Below are 23,376 nucleotides of genomic sequence, written 5' to 3'. Positions count from 1 at the left end.
TTATTTCAAATGTACGTCTACATCAACATTCATTCCCGGGCGTAATAATTTTACTTTCTCAGGATCGTTTGATTTATCTAAACTAATTTTTACTGGTAATCTCTGAATTGTTTTTACGAAGTTTCCTGTTGCATTATCAGGGGGCAACAATGAAAAACGTGATCCTGTAGCCGGTGAGAATGAAGTTACAATTCCTTTAAATTCATAGTTAGGATATGCGTCAACTTTTAAACTCACTTTTTGCCCGACAATCATTTTGTTTAATTGTGTTTCTTTAAAGTTAGCAACAACCCAGGCTTCGTTATTATTAATGATATAAAATAAAGATTGTCCCGGCTGAACCAATTGCCCCGGCTGGATATCAACTTTAGAAACCTGCCCATCGATAGCTGCAGTTACAACTGTGTAAGTAAGATTTAATTTTGCCACATCCAACATTGTTTTAGCTTTTTTTATGTTGGCAGCAGCAACTTCAGTTTGTTTGTCAGAAGCTTTTGATTTAGACTCAATAACCGATTTTTGGTAAGAACTTGCTCTTTGTTGTTGCTCTAAAACACGTACCTGACTTTCTGCTTCATCTTTTGCAGCCAAAGCCTGTTCGTACTGTTGTTTGGTAATAGTATGTGTTTTATACAAATTATTATAACGGTTGTAATCACTTGTTATTTGTCTCAGTCTGATTTTAGCAGTTTCGATAGAACCGCTGGCAGATCTCATATTTGCATCAGAAACAGAAATATTTGCGTAAGCACTTCCAATATCAGCTTTTGCAGCTTCGTATTGACCTTCCGCACCTAACAAAGCAGCATTTGCCTCATCAATTTTTAATTGATAATCTCTCTTGTCAATTGTAAACAAAGTATCTCCTTTTTTTACAAAATCATTATCTTTCACATACACTTTACTAATATATCCGGATACTCTTGGGATAATCGGATTCATTTTTTTCTCGATTTGAGCATCATCCGTTTCTTCGTGAGATAAAGAGTGCATGTATTTTGTTATTCCGTAAGTTCCGCCCACTAAAACCAAAACGGTTAGTATAATGATGAATTTAGTATTTGTTTTTTTCTTTTCCATGAGAGCTATCGATTATATTTTAGAAAGATTGAATGATTGTGATAATTGTCCTGACACCGAAAGTAATTCGTAGTATTTTTGAATAATAGTTGCTTTTGATAAAGCTGTATTTATTTTAGCACCTAAATTTTCTACATCAGCTTCTACTAAATCATTAGTGTCTGCCAATCCGTTATCAAATTTATCTTTTACAAGTCGGTAGTTTTCTGTAGCCTGATCAACTGCTTCAGCATAAACTACACTTTGATTAATAGATAAGTGATAATCTTCAATTGCTTGCTGTACTTCAATTTTTATGCGGTCTGTTAGTATTGCTTCAGACGTTTTTGCCTCTAATGACCTGCTCTCGGCAGCTTTAACCGAAGCACTGTTTTTAAGGATTCCTGATAAATCATATGATAAACCAATACCGAAATTCATAGCATTTGTGACTGTTACAATGTCTTTTAGGTCTAAAGCAGTATAGCCACCCAGTAAAACAACTGAAGGATAATATCCTGCTCGTGCTATTTTTATATTAGCTTCACTTGCTTTTCCCTGAAAACGAATAGCTTCTAAATCTTTTCTGTTCTCTAATGCTGCCTGATCTGACATTGGAGCCTGATCTGTTTTTAAAGCAAAGAAATCATTTTCATTAACTTGTAATTTTGTACCTGCAGGAAGTTTTAAAAGCGTAATTAAATAGTAATTTAAAATACTCTCATTCTTTTTTGCCTCATCAATAGAAACCTGGGTTCTTGAAACCAGCAGTTGTGATTTCAATAAGTCATTTCTTGGAATAATGCCGTTTTTTTCTAATTCAGTAAAATCGGTAACACGCTGTTGTGCCTGTTTTTGATTTTCATTAAGCAGTTCAATTGTTTTTTGTGCTTTATATAATTCAGCATAATAATTGATAACGCGCATTGCAATATCTTCTTTTGTTTTAGAAGCATTTGCAGTTTCGGCCTGATATAAATTATCGTATAATTTGATATTGTTTTGTATTTTGAAACCAGCAAAAAGAGGAAGACTTGCCGTAGCCTGACCTAATAGTAAGCGATCTGGAGAAACCGGAGTTCCGGAACCATCACCTAAAGCTACTTTTAAATCGAGATTAGGCTCCGTTATGCGTTGGTATTGGCCTGATAATTTAAAATCAGGATATTGACTGTTTTTAACTGTTTGTAATTCGTACTTTTTTGAGTTTACCTTAGTGTTGGCAAGTGTAACTTCGTTACTTTTTTCCCAGGCCATTTTTACGGCTTCACCTAAGGTTAAACTTGTTTTTTCTTGTGCTTCTGCTGATGAAATTCCGATAAAGAAAATTCCAAAGAGCATTAATTGACTAATTTTCATAAACAAGTAGCGCTTTTATAGTTTGTTGAATGTGCTTTGTAAGACTGTTTTTAATATAATCGTTATATAACGTTTCAGTATTTAAATTTAGAAGTTCTTCAAAAAAGGGTTTATTCATGTGAAAATGAAAAAAAGTTCCCATTATTGTTGGTGTTATCAACGGAATAATCACATCTTTTCTAAAAATACCTTTTGACTGACCTTCCTGAATAATAGTTTCAAGCAATTTTAAGTTTCCTTTTTTTAGTTCTGTGAAAGCCTCCAGGCTCTGTTCTCTCTTTTTTGAAGTAAGTTCAAAGTGTAAAACCCTATAAATGCCTCTGTTGCAATTAATTCTGTGAATGTAAATTTCGATTAATTTATTGACTTTATCAAGAGGCTCAAGGTTTTCCGCTGATAAATTTTCGAGCAGTACTTTTAAGTCAGAAGTTTTGTAGAGAATTAAAGACTCAAGCAATCTTTCTTTCGACCCAAAATAATACGAAACCATGGCAATATTAATTTTTGCCTCTTTTGAGATATCCCGTATTGATGTGCCTTCAAACCCTTTTTCTGAAAAAAGCTTTTCAGCTACTTCCAAAATCTGAATTTTTTTATCGTTTAATTCAACGTTTTTTGACATAATAATATTTACTTATCGAAGGCAAAATTAAACAAGTGTTTAATTTAAACGCTTGTTTAATTTTATTTTAACGTAATATTAACATAAAATAGATGTGATAAAATGACTTAAATTTTTTTGCATCTGTTTTATGACGTGTTATCGTATATGTCAGTCAAAGTAGTTACATCAGCACTAATAATAACAGTAATAGTAACAGAAATATTGTAACCCCCATTAATTTATAGAAGTATGTGAAGGTTTAGGACAAAATGCAGATTGTATGAGTTATTTTTTAACAGTAATTTCATAGATTCCGGACTGTAATTCAAAAATATATTTTTTGTTCTCTGTACCCGTATATTTAACTCCAGATATTGAAGATAATGCTTTTTCTTTGGTTTGTATATAAGTAACAGACGGGGCATTCAGCATAAGTGTCACAGTTGTATTTGCCGGAATTGCAAAATGATATACATATTTGTTATCCTCTGTTTTCCAACTACTTTCAATACGTCCGTACATTGAATCATAATATCCTTTTGCGAAGGTCATTTTATCAGTTGGGTCGGGTTCAGGCTGTAAAATAAAATGCTTAAAACCCGGAGAGTTCTCATCCCGGGCTATTCCAAGCGAATGCGTATACATCCATGCTCCAATTGCCCCAAATGAATAATGATTGAAAGAGTTCATATTGTTATTGCTTCCAAATCCGGCAATGTGGGTAAATGAATTTAAGCGCTCCCAAATTGTAGTTGCACCCTGATCAATAGGATACAACCATGATGGATAAGAGGTTTGTTGAAGTAAGTTATAGGACAGATCAGAATATCCATTGTCAGACAATGCTTTGCTGATCCATGCTGTGCCAATGAAACCGGTCATGAGTGAATATGGCGGACATTCCACTTTCTGGTCGGTTATATTACTGCGTGTAATGGTATTTGCAAAATTTTTCAGTGCAATGGTTTTGTTTGTTTCATTAAACATATTGAATGCCAATGGCAATACATAGGATGTTTGAGTGTCAATAATTTTTCCGCGGAATACTGTTTTCCCTGTTTGGCTGTCGATGTATGTTTTGTTAAAGAATTCTTTTCTTTTCTTACTTAACTCTGAAAATTGTTTGGCATCATCTTTTTTATCGAGAACTAATGCTATTTTAGTCATAATATCTAAATCGAAAATAAAATAGGATTCCCAAAACAGTGACTTTTCATTTTTGGAATCTTCGAGGCTTAACCAATCGCCAAGGCTGGACCACATATCCCTTTCTTTTTCTTTAAAGACACCTGTTTTGGTATCAATATCACGAATGAGATACTCCATATAGTTTTTCATAGCATCATAATGTTCAGACAGTAAATCTGTATCATTATATTGTTGATAGCTTTCCCATGCAACTGTTATACCGGCGCTGCCCCACATGGTTTCACCAAAACCGACTCCCAGCGGAGCTACGTCCGGAAAACGTCCGTCTTCACGCTGAACATCCCTCATCGCACGCATGTGTCTTCTTAAAAACTGAGGCAGATTTGCTAAATAAGTTGCCGTCCGGGAAAAAACGGAGATATCTCCGCTCCAGCCTAAGCGCTCGTTTCGTTGTGGACAATCGGTAGGAATAGACATAAAATTAGCGTAGGATGACCACACTATATTTTCCCACAATTTATTTACTTTAGGGTTTGATGTTTCATATTTTGATGAGAGATCGTGAATTGAACTTAAAACATCGCCTTTAACCGCATCCAAAGGCAAAGGTTTTTCTATTCCGGTTATTTCAACATATCTGAAGCCATGATAGGTAAACCGTGGATTTATTATTTCGTCTCCGCCTTTGGTAATATAAATATCCTGAGCCATGGCTGCACGGATATTTTCGAGCATAATCATGCCGGTATTGTCTTTATATTCGGGTAAATCGGAGTATTTTACTTCGGCAAACCGAAGGATTATCCTTTTGCCGGATTCCATATCTTTCAGGCTGATTTTTGGAACACCGGCCATGTTTTGTCCCATGTCATAAACAAATACTCCCGGACGAATTTCTTCAACGGAAAGTGCTTTTAGTTCTTTTATCTTCTTTACTGTCGTACCGAATTGTCCAATGAGCTGCATGCTGCTAAAATCGCTTACATCGAGTATTTTGTCCGATGGCTTGTCAGTGTTTATATGTCCTTCAAGTGGAATTTCTTTGCATTCTTTCCATGTAGTATCATTATAAGAGGCAGTGTTCCAGTTTTTTATAAGTGTATCTTTAGCAGCATTATATACTTCTCCCTGAAAAAAACTACTGTAAACCAATGGACCATCATTAAAATATTTCCATGTTGAAGGATTGGTAGAGATTATTTCTTTTTCACCATTTGTATATGTGATTACCAGTTTAGCAAGAATAGATTGTTTGTCGCCAAAAAAGTTCCAGTAATCCCCCATAAATGTACTCCCGCCGCTCCACCAGCCTTCACCTAATAGGGCGCCAATTACATTATTTCCATTGGTTAAATAGTCTGAAACATCATATGTCTGATATAGTAGTGTTTTGTTGTACTGCGTTGAACCCGGATTAAAATAATCGTTGCCAACACGTTGCCCGTTTATGTACATCTCATATATTCCTCGTGACGTTACATACAGGCGGGCTTTGGCAATTTTAGAACCTTTTGTTGAGAAAGCAGAACGCAGCATTGGCATCGAGTTTCTGGTTGGGTTTGTTAAAACCTGCAAACCAGATTCTTTTCCTTCTATCTTATATGGATTTGCATATTCTGAATATAGTACATTTGAAGGATTACGGAAATTTCGAATCTGGACATCTGAGAAATAGGCAATTTGTTTCTTATCCACACTAAAACCAATACTTGCAACGACCGGATATGCAATGTGGTCACCTCCCTTACCTAATGGATTAAGATTCAGATCTCCAATAAAATTATCTTTTCCTTCGCCATCTATATAAATTTTGGTATCTCCTAATACAGTTGAGATATAAAACTTATGATTTTCGTATTGGTTTTGTTTATTTATTATGGAGTTGGGAACAGTGAAACTTTTAAAAGCAATATTTCTTTTATCTTCTGGTGCATAACCACTTCGGTAAACATTCAGTTTAGCTGTTTTATCTGTAGCAAGCGGAGCAATATCCAATTCAATTAAAATATAGGAACTGTCCTTGGGATTATTGAGCTTAAAAAGGTTTTTATTTTTATCCATTAAACGGTTATCGTTTGCTCCGAATATAAAACCAGCTTTTGTACTGCCCGAAGTTTTATCTAACCGTAGCGTATAGTTTATTTTAAATACAGGCAGATAGTCAGAATAAAGTATCATGTCATTATCTTCAGTACCAATCCATTTGGCTCCATCCCAAGCTGATAATGCAGGGTCGGAATTCATTAAGCCTGTTTCAAAAAATGATTGTGCCTCGTGCTTTTTGTGATCCTGATCCCAGACGAAAACTTGCCAGTTGTAACGCAAAGAAGGTTTTAACGGAGTCCCGGCATATTTTATATTAAGTGAAATGTCACTTTGTTTTTTGCCACTGTCCCATACTTTCTGGCGGTTTTCATCAACTACAATAATCTGATAGGCTGTTTGGTAACAACCGGCTTTTTCAGAAGTCATCTGCCAGCTAAAGCGTGGGTTTGTAACATCTATTCCCAGAGGAGTTTCAGTGTACTCTGATCGAAGATTAATAATCTCTATTCCGGATGCTTTCGAGAACGAAGTTGTAAAGAGACTAATTAAAAGTATTGTAGCAAACAAATAATTTATTCGTGTCATTATTTAAAATATTACTTAATTATTTTGGTTTTTATTCTTTGCGAAATTTTAAACTTTTTATTCGATCATTTACAAAGTAAAATATTCCAACAAATATTAAAAATATACAAAATTTCATTAGTATTGAAAGAATGAATTTTTATTTGAAATAAACATAAAAAAACGGCATCTAAAATTTTAAATGCCGTTTGATTTTATACTAAAGAAGTATTTATCGAATTCCTCCAACAAATTCCTTTATTTTTCCGCTTCCGCTTTCAGATAAATGTTTGATAAAAGCGCTTCCGATAATAGCTCCTTTTGCAAATTTGGTTGCCTGGCTGAAAGTTTCCCTATTTGAAATTCCGAAACCTATAATTTGAGGGTTTTTAAGATTCATGTTTGAAATTCTTTCGAAATAATCTTCCTGAATGTTTCCGAATCCTGCCTGAGAACCTGTAACACTTGCCGAGCTTACCATATAAATAAATCCATTTGAAACGCTGTCAATAAAACGAATGCGTTCGTCTGAAGTTTGTGGTGTAATTAAAAATACATTGATTAAGCCATATTTTTCGAAAATAGCTTTGTATTGCTCAGCATAAACATCAACAGGAAGATCCGGAATGATTAATCCGTCGATACCAATTTCAGCACATTTTTTACAGAATTCTTCAACCCCGTATTGCAGCATCGGATTGAAATATCCCATGATAATCAACGGAATTTTTACGCTTTCGCGGATGTTTTTCAGCTGATCAAAAAGAATCTGTGTTGTCATTCCGTTATGCAAAGCCTTTGTTGAACTTGCCTGAATTGTTGGTCCATCGGCCAAAGGATCGCTGAAAGGCAAACCAATTTCGATTAGGTCAACACCATTTTTTTCTAAATCCTGAATAATCTGTACGGTATCATTTAAATTAGGATATCCAGCCGAAAAATAAATAGAAAGTATCTTTTTATCTTCTTGTAATTTTTGGGTTATTCTGTTCATTTTAATGTCTTTTTATTTATTCCCGCGAGGTTTCCAAAAACCTGCAGATGTTTATGTTTGATTTATATTTAATTAATGATAATCTGACTTGTCCAATTATCATTTTGATTTTCGATTAATAAAAGCCCTGAATCTGAATCATTCATTTGTGCTACAAGTTCTCCTTTGTTATTCCAGAAAGCACTTTTTCCTCCCGAAGGATATCCCCAGGATTCACCGCTGAAATTTGACATTAAGACATTCATTTTATGCTTCTGAGCGTAATTTTGTAAATCCCTGTATGCATTTGGAATTCCATTTGGAGAAAAGAAAATACTGGCAATATAAATCGAAGTTTCTTTTTTAGAAGCATTTTCAGGATGCAAAGGATTGTCGATATCAGCGCAAATGGCAAACGAAATTTTCTGATTTTCGATTGTAATCATCGGATTATAATCAAATGAAGATTGATAAAACTCATCTTCGCCTTCATGTAAAAATTGCTTGGTATAAATAGAAACCGAATTATCAGGAAAAATAATAAACTCACCAATAAACAATTCTGATTCGGTTTGAATTGGAGCACCGGCAATAATGATAATATTATTCTCAACGGATAGTTGTTGCAACTGATCCAATCTCGAATCGTCTTTTTTAAAAGCCAATTTTTGCGCATTTTCTCTTTCGTAACCTGTAATCGATAACTCAGGAAATGCAATTAGTTGTACTCCATTTTGCACAGCTATTTCTATAAGGCGATAGTGATCTAATAAATTAGCTTCAATATTTCCTCGAACTGGTTTAGTTTGCGCTGCTGCTAAAATCATTTAATTCTATTTTTACTTATTACTTGTCAATGCTATCTTTATTCCTAAAGCAATTAAAACCCCGCCACAAGTTTTGTTGACGTAATTTGAAAGCTTTTTATTGTGTTTTAATTTTGAAAAAATTATTGAAGCAAAGTTTGCCAAAATTAGGCACCATATTGTCCCGGTAATTGTGAATGTTACACCAAGTTTAATGAATGGTATGATTGTATTTGTTGTGTGTGGATCAATAAATTGTGGAAGAAAAGAAATAAAAAACAAAGCAACTTTCGGATTCAGAACATTTGTTATGACTCCATCTAAGTATATTTTCCTTAGATTAATCAAATTTTCTGAAAGTGATGTGTCAGTATTAAGTCGGGTTTTGTCTGTTAACATTTTGTATCCAATATATAGTAAATAAACTGCACCAGCATATTTTATAATATTGAAAGCCAATATTGATTTGGCAATAATAATGGAAAGGCCAAAAGCAGCTAAAGTTGTATGAATTAAAGTTCCAGTTGCAATACCTAATACAGACATAATTCCAGCTTTTTTTCCTTGTGCCATACTTCTGCTCAGTATAAAAATAGTATCATTACCAGGAGTTATATTTAGCAAAAGCCCAGTTAAAATAAAAGTTTCATAATTAATTATTCCGCTCATTTTTTTTGTTTTTTATCGTAAAAAGTTTTCAAAATTCTTCAGCTATTTGATTTTATCCGGTTATTAGCTTTCAATATAAATCCATGCAGTTGTTCCGGATTTCAGTGTTATCTGAATTCTTTTATACGCATTAGATTCGAATTGATCTGCTTTGGTCAGGTCTTCGTCGGAAATAGTAAAAAGGATACCATTTACTTCATCCGAAGGATTTTCGCTTGGTGTTGCTACAAAATAATCTGCCATTCCAAATTCTTCTTCTATTTTCAGATCTTTTAGCTTGTAGCCCGGGAGCTGGTCTGGTGTCCCGGTTAATAGCTTATTAAAAACCTGCATCTGAATTTCTTTTGACTGTAATGTGCCGTAAGAGAATATCTGTTCCATAAATGTTGTTTTTCTCGTTATCTGTCTGCGTTAGGGATGGAAGCGGTATCTCCCGATTTAGAAAAACAAGGCTTTTTAGCCGTAGTTTTTGTTAATCGGGAATTTAGCGAACAGCCCGACCCTTGGGTAACGCCCAAATTATACTTCTGTTATAATTTAAAATATTCAATATAATTGTCCAAATCTTTGTCGCCACGGCCCGAAAGGCTGATTACCACAACATCGGTTGGTTTGAATTTTTTCTGGTCTAAAACCGCAAAGGCATGCGCACTTTCGATCGCCGGAATAATTCCTTCTAATTTAGTAAGCTGTAAACCTGCGTTCATCGCATCATCATCTGTAACTGAAAAGAATTCGCCGCGTCCGGTTTGCGCCAAATGAGCATGCATAGGACCAACTCCAGGGTAATCCAAACCGGCAGAAATAGAATATGGCTCTGTAATTTGTCCGTCCGGGGTTTGCATCAAAAGTGTTTTGCAGCCGTGAATAACACCTACTTTTCCTAATTTGCTGGTTGCGGCACTATGACCGCTGTCGACACCTTTTCCGGCTGCTTCAACAGCAATGATGCCTACTTCAGGCTCATGTAAAAAGTGATAATATGTTCCTGCAGCGTTGCTTCCACCACCGATACAAGCCACAACATAATCAGGGTTTTCGCGGCCTTCTTTTTCTTTTAACTGCCATTTTATTTCTTCTGAAATAATACTTTGAAAACGGGTAACCATATCCGGGTAAGGATGAGGTCCGATGGCAGACCCGATGATGTAATGGGTGTCAACCGGATTATTGATCCAGTCACGAATGGCTTCGTTTGTAGCATCTTTTAAGGTTCTTGAACCCGAAAGTGCCGGACGAACTTCGGCGCCTAACATTTTCATACGGGCTACGTTTGGAGCTTGGCGCGCTATGTCAATTTCGCCCATATACACGATGCATTCCAAGCCCATTAAAGCACAAACTGTTGCTGTTGCCACACCATGCTGACCTGCGCCGGTTTCGGCAATAATTCGTTTTTTGCCTAAACGCTTTGCAACCAATATCTGCCCAATAGTGTTGTTGACTTTATGTGCCCCTGTATGGTTTAAGTCTTCTCTTTTTAAGTAGATTTTGGTATTGTATTTTTCAGATAAACGTTTGGCAAAATAAAGTGGACTCGGGCGCCCTACGTAATCTTTTAGTAATTGATCAAATTCTTTTTTAAAATCAGGTTCAGCAATGATTTTTAAATAATTTTGACGTAATTCTTCCACATTTGGATATAACATTTCGGGAATGAAAGCACCTCCAAATTCTCCGTAATATCCTTTTTCGTTAACGTTGTATGACATAATTTATTTATTTTCTATCGTGGAGACGCACACCAGTGCGTCTCTGCATAATTGTACATTTTTTAATCCGGGTTCAATTTCAAATCGGCTGTTTACGTCGATGGCGTAAATAGGTAATTTGAGATTTTTAATCATTGGTATTTCTTCAATTCCGATACCGCCGCTTAAGAAAAACGGTTTTTCAGATTTGTAATTTTCTAATATATTCCAGTCGAAAGTGGTTCCGTTTCCGCCTGGCAGTTTTCCTTTTGTATCGAATAAAAAATAGTCACATACATTTTCAAAAGGTCTTAAGACATCAAAATTAAAATCTTCTCCGACAGAAAACACTTTTATGATTTCGATTTCAGCATCAATCTTATTTTTTAATTCCTGACAGAATTCAACTGATTCCTTTCCGTGCAATTGAACGGCCTGTAAATCATATTGATTAATTTTTGCTATAATATTTTCAACCGTTTCATTTACAAAAACACCGGTTTTTTTGATTGTTTTGATCAATTCCGGAATCGTTCCGTCAAAATAACGAGCGGATTTTTCCCAGAAAATAAATCCCATATAATCGGGTAGGAGCGATCCCACTTCGAGTATATTATCGGGATATTTCATACCGCAGATTTTGATTTTCATTTTTTTGTGTTTTTTAACCGCAAAGGTTTTTCGCCACGAATTACACCAATTTTCCCTAATTTTATTCGTGCTAATTTGTGAAATTCGTGGCAACTTTTAAATATTTAATTTATTTATAAATTCTTTGGCAGCTTGACCGGCGTCATCGGTTTTCATGAAATTTTCTCCAATCAAAAAGCCGTTGTAGCCATAAGGTCTTAATTCTGCAATTGCTTCGATTGATGAGATTCCGCTTTCAGAAACTTTTACAAAATCATTCGGAATTTGTGCTGCCAGTTGTTTACTGAAATCTAAACTCACTTCGAAGGTTTTCAGGTTTCTGTTATTTACGCCAATCATATCAAGTGTCGGCATAATTGATTTTTCTAATTCTTCCTGATTATGAACTTCAAGCAAAACTTCCAAACCTAATTTTTTGGCAAATTCAGATAATGATTTGATTTCTTCTCGTGTTAAAACTGCTGCAATCAGTAAAATTAAATCGGCACCAAAAGCTTTGGCTTCTAAAATCTGGTATTCATCGACAATAAATTCTTTTCGCAAAAGCGGAATATTTACTGAAGCCCTTGCCAAAAGTAAATCGTCCAGTGAACCGCCGAAATATTTTCCGTCAGTTAAAACGGAAATTCCGCAAGCGCCCGCATTTTCATAACCTTTAACGACTTCTTCAACCGTAAAATTATGATTTATTACTGATTTTGAAGGCGAACGGCGTTTATGTTCCGCTATAATTCCGGTTGAACTTGTTTTTAGTTTCTGACTTAAAGAAATCGTTTGTCTTTCAAAAAACACTGAATTTTCCAATTGCGAAACCGGAATGATTGATTTTTTGAGAATGACTTCTCTTTTTTTGTCTAAGATTATTTTATCTAAAATATTCATGGTTATTGTTTTGTCACAAAGTCACAAGACCCAAAATTAATTAGTGCTAATTCGTGAAATTTGTGTTTATTTTTTATTTACTTAAATCTTTCAATTTATTCAAAGCTACTAATCCTTTTCCGGAAAATAAACTTTCTTTAGCTAATTCAAATCCTTCCAGCGGAGAACATTTTGTTACTGTTGCAATTGCCATTGCAGAATTTGCACAAACCACATTGTTTTGTGCTTCATTCCCTTTTCCGGAGATTATATTGGTAAACATTTCTGCCGATTCTTCGATTGTTTTTCCGCCTTCGATTTCGCTTTGTGATAAAAGGCGAACACCAAAATCTTCCGGTTTCAGCATTCCTTCCATATGACTGGTAATAATTTTGGTTGGTCCCGTTAAGGATATTTCATCATAACCGTCAAGTGAATGTAAAATCGTAAAATTCACATCGGTACTTTGATATAAATAAGCATACATTCTGGCTAATTCTAAATTGAAAACGCCAACCAATTGGTTTTTAGGAAATGACGGATTTACCATTGGTCCTAACATATTGAAGAATGTTTTTACGGCCAGTTCTTTTCTGATTGGACCAACATTTTTCATCGCAGGGTGAAATAACGGTGCATGTAAAACACAAATTCCGGCCTGATCAATACATTTTTCTAAAAACTCTGGATCATTACTAAATTTGATTCCCATTTTTTCCATTACATTGCTTGATCCGGAAATAGATGAAACTCCGTAATTACCGTGTTTTGCTACTTTTATTCCGGCTCCGGCTGCAATAAATGATGCTAAAGTCGAAATGTTGAACGTGTCTTTTCCATCACCGCCCGTTCCGCATAAATCGATGGTATTGTAGGCTGATAAATCTACACGAATGCATAACTCTAATAAAGCTTCACGGAAACCTGAAAGTTCTTCGATCGTGATACTTCTCATCATAAACACGGTTAAAAAAGCCGAAATCTGACTTGGATTGTATTCACCGCTTGAAATATTAATCAATACATTTTTGGCTTCTTCTTTTGAAAGCACTTCGTGATTGATTAATTTATTTAATATATTTTTCATTTTTTTTAAGTTGCTAAGGTTCTAAGTTACTGAGGCTCTAAGTTTTTTGAAAATTGAGACTGAGACTGAAAACTGCTTTAATGTTCATTTCCCTGATAAATCCACATTGGCTCTGTTTTTCCGGCACGTTCAAATCCGTTTTTCTTGTAAAAATCAACTGCTCTTCCATCTGCGGTTAACATTTGCATATGAAAGTGACCGTATTTCTCTTGCATTTTATCCATAATCAATTTTCCGATTCCTTTTCCCTGATATTCAGGAAGCACCAATAAATGTGGATAATAAACCGTTAAATATCCATCTGAAATTGCATTTCCTAATCCAACCAATTTTTCCTCTTCCCAGGCTGTTATCAGAGTTTCAGAATTCAGAAGCCCGTTATACAACTCAGTTGGTTTACTGGCTGAACTCCATTCATTTGCTTTGTATAAAATCAAAATATCTTCAATATTGATTTCTTTAGTTTCTAAAATTGTTATTTTCATTTGTTGAAAGATTCTAAGTTGCTGAGAAACTAAGGTTCTAAGCTTTTATTGTAAACTGACACTGTGACTGTAAACTAACCCTTAATCCAGTTCTCTAAAATTCTTTTTCCGTTTGGTGTCAGTACACTTTCGGGATGAAACTGAACTCCGCGTACATCATATGTTCTATGTCGCAAAGACATTACCTGTCCATGTTCTTCAAACGAAGTAGCTTCTAAAACATCCGGTAAATCGGCATCAACAACCCATGAATGGTAGCGTCCTACTTCAAATTCATCTTCAAGACCTTCAAATAATGATTCGTCAGTAACTGCTTTTTTTACGTAGGTAGCTACACCGTGGTATACTTTATCCAAATTTGAAAGTGTTCCTCCAAAAACTTCTCCAATCGCCTGCTGTCCTAAACAAACGCCTAATATGCTTTTTGTTGGGGCATATTTTCGAATTACGTCTTTTAGCAAACCTGCTTCATCAGGAATTCCAGGCCCTGGCGAAAGTAGAATTTTATCGAAAGAAGCGATTTCGTCAATATCAAATTCGTCGTTTCTGTATACGGTTACTTCGCAGTTTAAATCTTCCAGATAGTGTACTAAGTTGTAAGTGAAACTATCGTAATTGTCTATAACTAATATTTTTTTCATGATGTTTTATTTTTGCTTCAGGTTTCAGGTTCTGCAACTGAGAACTGTGACTGAAAACTGAATACTATTTATATTTTCTCAGCCATTTCCAAAGCTGTATTCAATGCTCTTAGTTTATTGTATACTTCCTGCATTTCACTTTCTTCATCCGAGCTGGCGACAATTCCTGCTCCGGCCTGACAATGTAATTGATGGTTTTTACTCAGGAAGGTTCGAATCATAATCGCATGATTAAAATTGCCTTCGAAATCCATAAAACCAATTGCGCCGCCATAAAAATTACGATTCGTTTTTTCGTAATCTTCAATTAACTGCATTGCTCTGTGTTTTGGTGCACCGCTTAAAGTTCCGGCTGGGAAAGTATCGGCAACAACCTGCATTGTAGTTGCTTTTTCATGTAAATGCCCGGTAACTTTTGAAACCAAGTGAATCACATGTGAGAAAAACTGAACTTCTCTATATCTCTCTACGTTTACGTTATGACCGTTTCGGCTTAAATCATTTCTGGCCAAATCAACCAACATCACATGTTCGCTGTTTTCTTTTTTATCTTCTGAAAGCTGTTTGGCTAAAACGGCATCGTGTTCATCATTTCCGGTTCTTTTGAATGTTCCGGCGATTGGATGAATTTCGGCTTTTCTGTCTTTTACGATAATTTGCGCTTCAGGCGAAGACCCAAATATTTTGAAATCCCCATAATCAAAAAAGAATAAATAAGGAGACGGGTTAATACTTCTTAAAGCTCTATAAACATTGAATTCATCACCTTTGAAACCCTGAGTGAAACGACGCGATAAAACTAACTGGAATACATCACCACGGAAGCAATGCTTTTTGGCCAAAGCTACATTGTGTTTGAATTCTTCATCGGTTAAGTTCGAGAAACCTTCGCCTTCTTTAGTAAATTTGTACGAAGCAATATTTCTGGATTGTAGTAATTGCTCGATTTCAGATATATTATTTCTTCCGTCCAGGCTGTGACAAAAAATATAAGCTTCATTTTTAAAGTGATTAATAGCAATGATGTTTTGGTATACTGCATAAAAAACATCAGGAATTAGAGTTGCTGTATCTTTTTTGGCTATCGAAACTTTTTCAAAATAGCGGACTGCATCATAAGAGATGTAACCGAACAAACCATTATTAATGAATTTAAAATCATTTTTCTCCGACTTAAACTGACTTGAAAATTCCTGAATTACTTCCGGAATATTCGTTGAAGAATCAATGTTGATTTGTTCTGATGTTCCGTCAGGGAAAGTTTTTGAGATAACTTCGTTTTCGATTTTAATCGTTGCAATCGGATTGCAGCAGATGTAAGAGAAACTATTGTCATTTCCATGATAATCACTACTTTCCAGTAATAGGCTATTAGGGAATTTATCTCTTATTTTAAAATAAACACTAACCGGCGTAATTGTATCTGCCAGAATTTGTTTGTAATGTGTGTTGAGTATAAAAGGTTTCAATGTATTTAGATTTATAGTTTTTAATATTTTTTCACTTTCGATTTTGACCAAAAAAAAAGACTTGTCGTGATGACAAGCCTTTTATATTTATAGTTTTACAATACTACAGGAAGCTTTGTTCACGACGTCTGACGTAAATTCTTCCACCACCAAGTATTGTTCATTGTTGTTTTCATATCTTATTTTGATGTCACAAATATATAAATGTAATTTGGATTACGAGATATAAAAACTCAAAAAAATCTTTTCTTAATTTATAAATTTGTTAAATTTCAAAAAAATAGGGTGTTTTTAAATCCTTAATTTCCAATTGCAATTGTATTGTTAACTTTCATTCTAAAGTCTGGACTTCCTTTTATATTAGGCATTGCAAACAATTCACTGTTTTTGGTTTTTGTAAATTCTAATCCAAATTCGGCTTTGCTGTACCAATTTTGAATTACGGTATCATTGCTTGAAGATTCGCTTAAAATTCCGCCATTACAGTTATTAATAATGATATTATTTAATGAAATTTTAGATAAATTAACTTCGCCATTTCCTATATTTTCTTCCAAAATAATGAAAGGAGTGAATCCTGAAACAATACTGTTGGTTAAATTAAAATAAGTATTTTCTCTAATATGAACAGATTCACGAACCAATCCCTGATTGTTTTCTTCCATATTTACCAGGGTAATATTGTTGGCATTTATTTTCGTCATTTTCTTGGTCATATCCGTATTTTCGATTTTATCATACGAATCTGCTTCAAAACATCTTGATCCTGAAATGTCTGATGAGAAAGGATGGCGAATCGCAATGCTGTTGCTAATATTAATTTGTGCTCCCTGCGTAAAATCAAAATCATCATCTGTAGTTCGATATGAAACTAAGTTGTTCATATTCAAATTACCACCATAACATTCGAAAGAATCGTCATTTGAATAACTGATTTGAATATTGCTTAAAACTGTTTTATGACCAACACCTGCCAGCGAAAGTCCGTTTAGTTCTTTTAGGGCGCTTAATTTTCTGCCTGAATATTCAATTCTTACATATTTTAGAATCCCTGAATTATCTTCTGCATCTTGACCGCCATAATGATTTAGTGTTGGGTCTAAGTCAAAAGGCAAAGTAGAAATACCCCCTAATTTATTGATAGGAGCTTTTCCAAGAATAATAATTCCGCCCCAATCGCCCGGTTTTCTTTCCGTAGTTCCTTTATCAGAGGTAAAAACTATAGGATCGGTTTCTAAACCTTCGGCCATGATTTTTGCACCATTTGTAATTACCAGGGTACCACAGGTTTTATCATCACCTCGAATGACTGTTCCGGGTTCGATAGTCAATACTGCATTGTTGGTTACATATACAACACCGACAAGTTGATAAGTATTACGTTTATATAGTTTGGTATCTTTATCTATGGTTCCGGCAATAATGTTCGAAGCTTCGTTGTATTCGATACTGGCTGGTTTAAAAGTTGTCCAGTTGTTCATCCAGTTAGATGTTCCTATAATGCCTTTTGCTTGTTGTGCCTGAAGAGAAAAACCGCTGAGAATTGTTATAATTGCAATTCGTATTTTTGTTTTCATAACTATAATTTTGATTTCCAGTTTTTGATTATTATTGTTTTTTAATAAGCCAAAATTAGAAGCCGAATGTTAATCAAAACATTCTGTTATATTATGAAAGTGTTAGTACAACTTTAAGAATGTTACTATTTTGTGTTTTATCAGAATTATAGCATCTTTAGTTGATGCATCATTAAAAAAAGAAACCCCAACAATTTAAATTGTTGGGGTTTCCTGAATCAGTAAGTGAAATTTAGAATTTTAAAGCAACTGCTAATTCAAATTCGTCATTGATAGTTTTGTCTCCTAAACCTTCAAAGAAATTTCCTGAACCATATTTAATATCATATTTAGTTCTGTCAACTTTGAATGCAGTTGTAGCTGTACCTTTATTTACAGTAAGGTCAAAAGTTACCGGTTTAGTGATTCCTTTAATAGTTAAATCAGCAGTTACTGCATAAACATTAGCTGTTTTAGTAGTACCAATTTTTTTGAAAACTAATTTTGAAGTTGGGAATTTATCAGTTCCGAAGAAATCATCAGCTTTTAAGTGACCGTTCAATTTTCCTTGGTATTCTCCCGTTAAATCAGTTGAAGTTAAAGAAGTCATATCAACTGTGAAACTTCCACCAGCTAATTTTTTCCCTTTGAAAATTACAGCTCCGTCTTTAAAGTTTACAGTTCCTGAGTGTTCTCCGGTTACTTTTTTACCTACCCATTTGATAGTACTTGACTTTACGTCGATTGTTTTAGTCTGTGCGTTTACCGAAATACCAGCTGCTGCTACGAATAATGCTATTGCAATTGTTTTTAAATTTTTCATGTTGTAAAATTGATTTTGATTATTATTAATTATAATGTGATAAATAATTCTTCCTGAGATTTTCTGACTTTTTTGTAATGTTGCGTGTCATCTTCATTATGTCTGTAACCTATAGCTGCAACTACCGAAGCATTCAAACCTAGTTTGTCGAAACCTAAAATTTCATTGAATGCAGCAGGATTAAAACCTTCCATTGGAGTTGCATCGATTTTTAGTTCGGCAGCAGCACTTAATAAGTTTCCTAAAGCAATATAAGTTTGTTTTGCAGTCCAGTTATTTTTAGCATCGCCTGATAAACTATTAATTACACCGTTCATCATGTCGCTGTATCCGCCTAACGCATCAACAGGAACACCTCTTGTTTCGCTGATGTTGTTGATGTAAGTCTCAACAGATTTTGCATCAAGATTAAGATCGTTTGCAAAAATAAATAAGTGAGAAGCATCTGTAATTGGAGTTTGTCCGTAGGCAGCTCCTTTTAATTGTTCTCTCAATTCAGGATTTTCAACAATAACAATTTTGTATGGTTGCAATCCGTATGAAGAGGCACTAAGTCTAACTGCTTCTTTTAAAGTGTTTAAATCTGTTGTAGAGACTTTTTTTGCTGCATCATATTTTTTAGTTGCATATCTCCAATTTAGATTATCTAATAATGTACTCATAATGTTAATTTTGTTGGGTTCTGTATTTTTCTAATAATTCATTTAATAATTCTAATTCTTCAGGGCTTATATTGGCAGCAAATGAACGCTCATGCTCATCTACCTTCGGGTCTAATTCTTTTAAAACATCTAATCCTTTTTGGGTTATCAAAACCTCTATTTTTCGTCGATTACCCGGACAAACATTTCTGGTAACATAATCTTTCAACAATAGTTTGTCAACTAATCGGGTGGTGTTGCTAGTTTTGGCCAGCATACGCTCCTGTATCACACACATATTGGCAGGATTTCCTTTTTGTCCTCTCAATATACGCAGCACATTATATTGCTCTCCGGATAAATCATACGGTTTTATCAACTCGTTGAAATGATCCTGAATCACATTTTGCGTGTACATGATATTCAGAATAACTTTTTTTGCATTATCCATCTTAACAGTACTTTTTATAACTTCCTCAATTGTCATAATCGTAAGTGTATAATTTGTATATACAAATGTATAACTTTTAATATTTGTATATACAAATGTATCGTTAATTTTTTGTTAATTCAATTAAAGTAAATTTTAAATTATACAAACCCTATGTAATTAGTATAAAAGTAAATATAATTTCTTAATTTAAAATATTGTTTTAATGATATTTAACGATTGTTTAAAAAATGTACCAAAAGTAAACCTAACAGGTTTTTAAAAACTGTTAGGTTTGAGAGGAATATAGGAATATATATTAATGAGGAAGTTTATCTTTAAAGAACCCATAAACCCAGGTTCCTAATATAGCACTGATTAAAGTTACCACAATTACAGTAACTCCTGTACCAATTTGTGCAAAAAGAGGACCAGGGCAAGCCCCGGTAATAGCCCAGCCAAAACCAAATAATAATCCGCCGTAAATTTGTCCTTTATTAAAAGTCTTTGGCTGAATTTCTATTTTTTCGCCCTGAATGGTTTTAATATCGAATTTTTTAATCAGCCAGATTGATATAATGCCAACAACAACCGCGCTTCCGATTACGCCATACATAAAGAAGGATTGTAATTGAAACATTTCCTGAATACGGAACCAACTAATGATTTCTGCTTTTACGAATACAATTCCAAAAAAGATTCCTACTATAAGGAACTTTAAGTTTGCAAATCCTGAATCTTTCAATTGACTTCCGTTGATTCCTTCAGTGTCTGTATTTTTATTTTCTAAATTATTCATTTTTGAAATTTTAAAGTGAAAGAATATAAGGTAAAATCAAATTAGCCATAATAAAACCGCCAATCATAAAACAGATTGTTGCTACCAAAGAAGGCCATTGCAAGTTTGAAATTCCCATAATGGCATGTCCGCTCGTACATCCACCCGCATAACGGGTTCCGAAACCAACTAAAAATCCACCAACCACAATCATGATAAATCCACGAAGTGTAAAAAGACTTTCCCACGAAAAAAGTTCTTTTGGTAATAATCCCGAATGATCGGTGATTCCGTAAGTCGCTAATTGCTCTGAAAGTTTAGCAGTAATTTCTACCGGATTTGGATTCGCTAAAAAATAAGTAGCAATGATTCCGCCAAGGAAAATTCCGAAAACAAAGAATAAATTCCAGCTTTCTTTTTTCCAGTCATATTTAAAGAAAGAAATATTCGCAGGAATGCAGGCGGCACAAATATGTCGCAAAGACGAACTGATTCCGAATGATTTATTTCCTATAATTAATAATATAGGAACAGTTAATCCAATTAAAGGGCCTGAAACGTACCAAGGCCATGGTTCTTTTATAATTTCCAGTAGACTCATAATTTTTATTTTTTAGGTTCTAAGTTGCAAAGTATCAAAGATTCAAAGGCTAAAACCTTTGTTGCTTTGTAACTCTGTAACTTTGTTACTTCTTTTATTTTAAAACCTTACTCTGGCAAACAAAATCAGATTTTGGAATATCTGTTTTAGAAATAGCTCCAAAACCGCCTTCAATTTCCGTAAAATTTCTAAAACCACGTGCCTGCAAAATAGAAGCTGCGATCATACTGCGATATCCTCCTGCGCAATGCAGATAAAAATGCTCATTCGGATTAATATCTTTTACCCAGTCATTAATATAAGCAAGGGGTTTGCTGTAAGCGTCTTCAATATGTTCTGCAGCGTATTCTGTTTCTTTGCGAATATCGATTATTTTATCTTCTGCAATTTTAAATTCATTTGCAAATTGTTCAGCAGTAATTCGGTTAACACTATCAACTTCGAAACCTGCTTTTTGCCAGGCTTCAAAACCGCCGTCAAGATGACCTATGATTGTATCAAAACCCACACGGCTTAAGCGCGTAACGGTTTCTTCTTCCATGCCAATTTCAGTAATCAATATAATAGGCTGTTTTACATTTGCAATTAAAGTTCCAACCCAAGGTGCAAAATCACCGTTGATTCCGATATTAATTGACTGCGGAATAAATCCTTTGCTGAAATCAGCAGCATTGCGTGTATCGAGAACCAGGGCACCGGTTTCTTCGGCTACAGCTTCAAAATCTTCCGCTTTTATGGCTTTCATTCCGTTATGCAAAACCGATTCGAAACTTTCGTATCCGCCTTTATTCATGGCTACATTCATGCTGAAATAGGCTGGGGGAGGTAATAATCCGTCGGTTACTTCAGTGATAAATTCGGCTTCTGTCATATTTGCACGCAAAGCATAATTCGTTGCTTTTTGGTTCCCAATTGTGGAAACGGTTTCTTTGCTCATGTTTTTTCCGCAGGCACTTCCGGCTCCATGTGCAGGATAAACAATTACATCATCAGCCAAAGTCATGATTTTGTCTCTTAACGAATGAAATAAAATCCCTGCTAATTGGTCTTGGGTCATCGAAGCTGCTTTTTGTGCCAAATCCGGTCGGCCGACATCGCCAATAAACAAAGTGTCTCCGGAAAAAATAGCATGATCTTTTCCGTTTTCGTCTATCAATAAATAAGTGGTGCTTTCCATGGTATGTCCAGGAGTATGCAAAGCTTTTATCGAAATATTCCCAACTTTAAACACTTGTCCGTCTTTGGCAACAATACAATCAAATTCCGGAGCTGCATTAGGTCCATAGACAATTGGGGCTAGTGTTTCTTTGCTCAGATCGATATGACCTGAAACAAAATCAGCGTGAAAATGAGTTTCAAAAATATATTTCAATTGTACTCCGTCGCGTTCCAAACGATCTAAATAAGGCTGAATTTCCCTCAACGGATCAATAATCGCAGCTTCGCCATTTGAAGTAATATAGTAGGCACCCTGGGCTAAACATCCGGTGTAAATTTGTTCAATTTTCATGATTTGGAATCTAAAATAATGTTTCACAAAGGTAAACTTGTTTTTTGGGAATGTAAGTGACTAATGTTACAGAAATTTGACTTTTTTGGAAAAAACAATTAAAAAATAAAATGGTTTAAAATAATAAATCAAAGGAAACACAATTTGATTACCGATAAAGCATTTTGTAATTTTACAGGATTACGACTAATACACTTATATGAACACAGAAGATTTATTGAATCAGATTGCTTTTATTAAAGAGATTGATAAAGTAAAATACATTCAGCGAAAAACAAAACTGTTTAATAGCGACCGAAATGAAAATGATGCTGAACACAGCTGGCATTTAGCATTGATGGCGATTGTCCTTGCAGAACATTCAGATGAACCGATTGATATTTTGAAAGTAGTAAAAATGGTTCTAATACATGATATTGTAGAAATCGACGCAGGAGATGTTTTTATTTATGATACAGCAAAAAGTCATTCAAATACCGATGAAGAACGATTAGCAGCGAATCGTATTTTTGGCTTGCTTCCGAAAAAGCAGGCAGAAAACATGATTTCAATTTGGGAAGAATTTGAAGCGGGTGAAACCAACGAAGCGAAATTCGCAAGATCGATGGACAGGCTAGAACCATTATTGCAAAACACATCCAACGAAGGAGGTACCTGGAAGGAGTTTGGTGTCAACTACAAAAAGGTTTACGAAAAAAAGAGCGTTATAAAAGAAGGCTCAACAACTCTATGGAATTACGCTGAAGGTTTAATAAATGAAAGTGTCACAAAAGGAATTTTAAAGGATGAATAATACTTGCTGTCTGGCTGGCGGAGTCGAAGCCTTTTGTAATATAGAAGCCTTCGACTCCGCTCAGCCTGACACCTGTTTTGAATTCCAACGAATTAATATATACTTAAATATTAACCCGTTGGGTGTAATT

23 protein-coding genes are annotated in these 23,376 nt (G+C 34.7%); 1 reads left to right on the top strand and 22 read right to left on the bottom strand.

Features of this window, described 5'->3' with window-relative positions:
* From PMI10_RS00765 to PMI10_RS00660, 22 genes are all read right to left on the bottom strand, one after another.
* A complete protein-coding gene (locus tag PMI10_RS00765; protein WP_007803390.1) occupies nucleotides 1–1,080 on the bottom strand; it encodes an HlyD family secretion protein in 1,080 nt (359 codons plus the stop codon).
* A gap of 12 nt (nucleotides 1,081–1,092) precedes the next feature.
* Nucleotides 1,093–2,418, bottom strand: a complete 1,326-nt coding sequence (locus PMI10_RS00760) for a TolC family protein (protein ID WP_007803388.1) — start codon at nucleotides 2,416–2,418, stop codon at nucleotides 1,093–1,095.
* Nucleotides 2,408–3,040, bottom strand: coding sequence for a TetR/AcrR family transcriptional regulator (locus PMI10_RS00755; protein WP_007803386.1), 633 nt, complete (start codon nucleotides 3,038–3,040; stop codon nucleotides 2,408–2,410). Before PMI10_RS00755 ends, PMI10_RS00760 begins: the two co-directional genes overlap by 11 nt.
* Nucleotides 3,041–3,307: 267 nt before the next feature.
* A complete protein-coding gene (locus tag PMI10_RS00750) occupies nucleotides 3,308–6,802 on the bottom strand; it encodes an alpha-L-rhamnosidase (protein WP_007803384.1) in 3,495 nt (1,164 codons plus the stop codon).
* Between the two features lie 211 nt (nucleotides 6,803–7,013).
* Nucleotides 7,014–7,775, bottom strand: a complete 762-nt coding sequence (gene trpA, locus PMI10_RS00745) for a tryptophan synthase subunit alpha (RefSeq protein WP_007803382.1) — start codon at nucleotides 7,773–7,775, stop codon at nucleotides 7,014–7,016.
* Between the two features lie 68 nt (nucleotides 7,776–7,843).
* Nucleotides 7,844–8,581, bottom strand: coding sequence for a carbon-nitrogen hydrolase family protein (locus tag PMI10_RS00740; RefSeq protein WP_007803381.1), 738 nt, complete (start codon nucleotides 8,579–8,581; stop codon nucleotides 7,844–7,846).
* A 12-nt stretch (nucleotides 8,582–8,593) separates the two neighbouring features.
* A complete protein-coding gene (locus PMI10_RS00735) occupies nucleotides 8,594–9,229 on the bottom strand; it encodes a LysE family translocator (RefSeq protein WP_007803379.1) in 636 nt (211 codons plus the stop codon).
* A gap of 63 nt (nucleotides 9,230–9,292) precedes the next feature.
* Complete coding sequence (locus tag PMI10_RS00730; protein ID WP_007803378.1) at nucleotides 9,293–9,610, bottom strand: gamma-glutamylcyclotransferase family protein; 318 nt, start codon at nucleotides 9,608–9,610, stop codon at nucleotides 9,293–9,295.
* Nucleotides 9,611–9,759: 149 nt separating this feature from the next.
* Nucleotides 9,760–10,941 (bottom strand): tryptophan synthase subunit beta, encoded by a 1,182-nt coding sequence (trpB, locus tag PMI10_RS00725; RefSeq protein ID WP_007803377.1) that lies wholly within the window; start codon nucleotides 10,939–10,941, stop codon nucleotides 9,760–9,762.
* 3 nt (nucleotides 10,942–10,944) lie between these two features.
* Nucleotides 10,945–11,571, bottom strand: coding sequence for a phosphoribosylanthranilate isomerase (locus PMI10_RS00720; RefSeq protein WP_007803376.1), 627 nt, complete (start codon nucleotides 11,569–11,571; stop codon nucleotides 10,945–10,947).
* Between the two features lie 96 nt (nucleotides 11,572–11,667).
* Nucleotides 11,668–12,453: an indole-3-glycerol phosphate synthase TrpC gene (gene trpC, locus PMI10_RS00715; RefSeq protein ID WP_007803375.1), complete on the bottom strand. Its 786-nt coding sequence runs from the start codon at nucleotides 12,451–12,453 to the stop codon at nucleotides 11,668–11,670.
* Nucleotides 12,454–12,526: 73 nt separating this feature from the next.
* A complete protein-coding gene (trpD, locus tag PMI10_RS00710) occupies nucleotides 12,527–13,519 on the bottom strand; it encodes an anthranilate phosphoribosyltransferase (RefSeq protein ID WP_007803374.1) in 993 nt (330 codons plus the stop codon).
* Between the two features lie 77 nt (nucleotides 13,520–13,596).
* A complete protein-coding gene (locus tag PMI10_RS00705) occupies nucleotides 13,597–14,004 on the bottom strand; it encodes a GNAT family N-acetyltransferase (RefSeq protein ID WP_007803372.1) in 408 nt (135 codons plus the stop codon).
* Nucleotides 14,005–14,078: 74 nt separating this feature from the next.
* Complete coding sequence (locus tag PMI10_RS00700; protein ID WP_007803370.1) at nucleotides 14,079–14,645, bottom strand: anthranilate synthase component II; 567 nt, start codon at nucleotides 14,643–14,645, stop codon at nucleotides 14,079–14,081.
* 68 nt (nucleotides 14,646–14,713) lie between these two features.
* Entirely contained in the window at nucleotides 14,714–16,114 is a 1,401-nt protein-coding gene (locus tag PMI10_RS00695) for an anthranilate synthase component I family protein (RefSeq protein WP_007803368.1), read from the bottom strand.
* A 299-nt stretch (nucleotides 16,115–16,413) separates the two neighbouring features.
* On the bottom strand, nucleotides 16,414–17,691 hold the full coding sequence (locus PMI10_RS00690) for a hypothetical protein (protein ID WP_007803366.1): 1,278 nt from the start codon (nucleotides 17,689–17,691) through the stop codon (nucleotides 16,414–16,416).
* Between the two features lie 232 nt (nucleotides 17,692–17,923).
* On the bottom strand, nucleotides 17,924–18,493 hold the full coding sequence (locus PMI10_RS00685) for a YceI family protein (protein ID WP_007803364.1): 570 nt from the start codon (nucleotides 18,491–18,493) through the stop codon (nucleotides 17,924–17,926).
* A gap of 29 nt (nucleotides 18,494–18,522) precedes the next feature.
* The gene (locus tag PMI10_RS00680; protein WP_007803362.1) at nucleotides 18,523–19,155 is read right to left on the bottom strand and encodes an NAD(P)H-dependent oxidoreductase; all 633 of its coding nucleotides are present in this window, start codon (nucleotides 19,153–19,155) and stop codon (nucleotides 18,523–18,525) included.
* 4 nt (nucleotides 19,156–19,159) lie between these two features.
* The gene (locus PMI10_RS00675) at nucleotides 19,160–19,621 is read right to left on the bottom strand and encodes a MarR family winged helix-turn-helix transcriptional regulator (protein ID WP_007803360.1); all 462 of its coding nucleotides are present in this window, start codon (nucleotides 19,619–19,621) and stop codon (nucleotides 19,160–19,162) included.
* 262 nt (nucleotides 19,622–19,883) lie between these two features.
* On the bottom strand, nucleotides 19,884–20,363 hold the full coding sequence (locus tag PMI10_RS00670) for a DUF6691 family protein (protein ID WP_007803358.1): 480 nt from the start codon (nucleotides 20,361–20,363) through the stop codon (nucleotides 19,884–19,886).
* Nucleotides 20,364–20,373: 10 nt separating this feature from the next.
* A complete protein-coding gene (locus PMI10_RS00665; RefSeq protein ID WP_007803356.1) occupies nucleotides 20,374–20,943 on the bottom strand; it encodes a YeeE/YedE family protein in 570 nt (189 codons plus the stop codon).
* 94 nt (nucleotides 20,944–21,037) lie between these two features.
* On the bottom strand, nucleotides 21,038–22,453 hold the full coding sequence (locus tag PMI10_RS00660) for an MBL fold metallo-hydrolase (RefSeq protein WP_007803353.1): 1,416 nt from the start codon (nucleotides 22,451–22,453) through the stop codon (nucleotides 21,038–21,040).
* A 199-nt stretch (nucleotides 22,454–22,652) separates the two neighbouring features.
* On the opposite strand from PMI10_RS00660, the gene PMI10_RS00655 reads away from it, so the two are divergent.
* Nucleotides 22,653–23,246 carry an HD domain-containing protein gene (locus PMI10_RS00655; protein ID WP_007803352.1) on the top strand — a complete coding sequence of 198 codons (594 nt, stop codon included), beginning with the start codon at nucleotides 22,653–22,655 and terminating at the stop codon, nucleotides 23,244–23,246.
* Nucleotides 23,247–23,376 lie beyond the last annotated feature (130 nt).

The sequence above is a fragment of the Flavobacterium sp. CF136 genome, assembly GCF_000282055.1.
Taxonomy (GTDB): domain Bacteria; phylum Bacteroidota; class Bacteroidia; order Flavobacteriales; family Flavobacteriaceae; genus Flavobacterium.
Note: the sequence above shows the minus strand (reverse complement) of the source record. Positions and strands in the feature narration are given on the sequence as shown.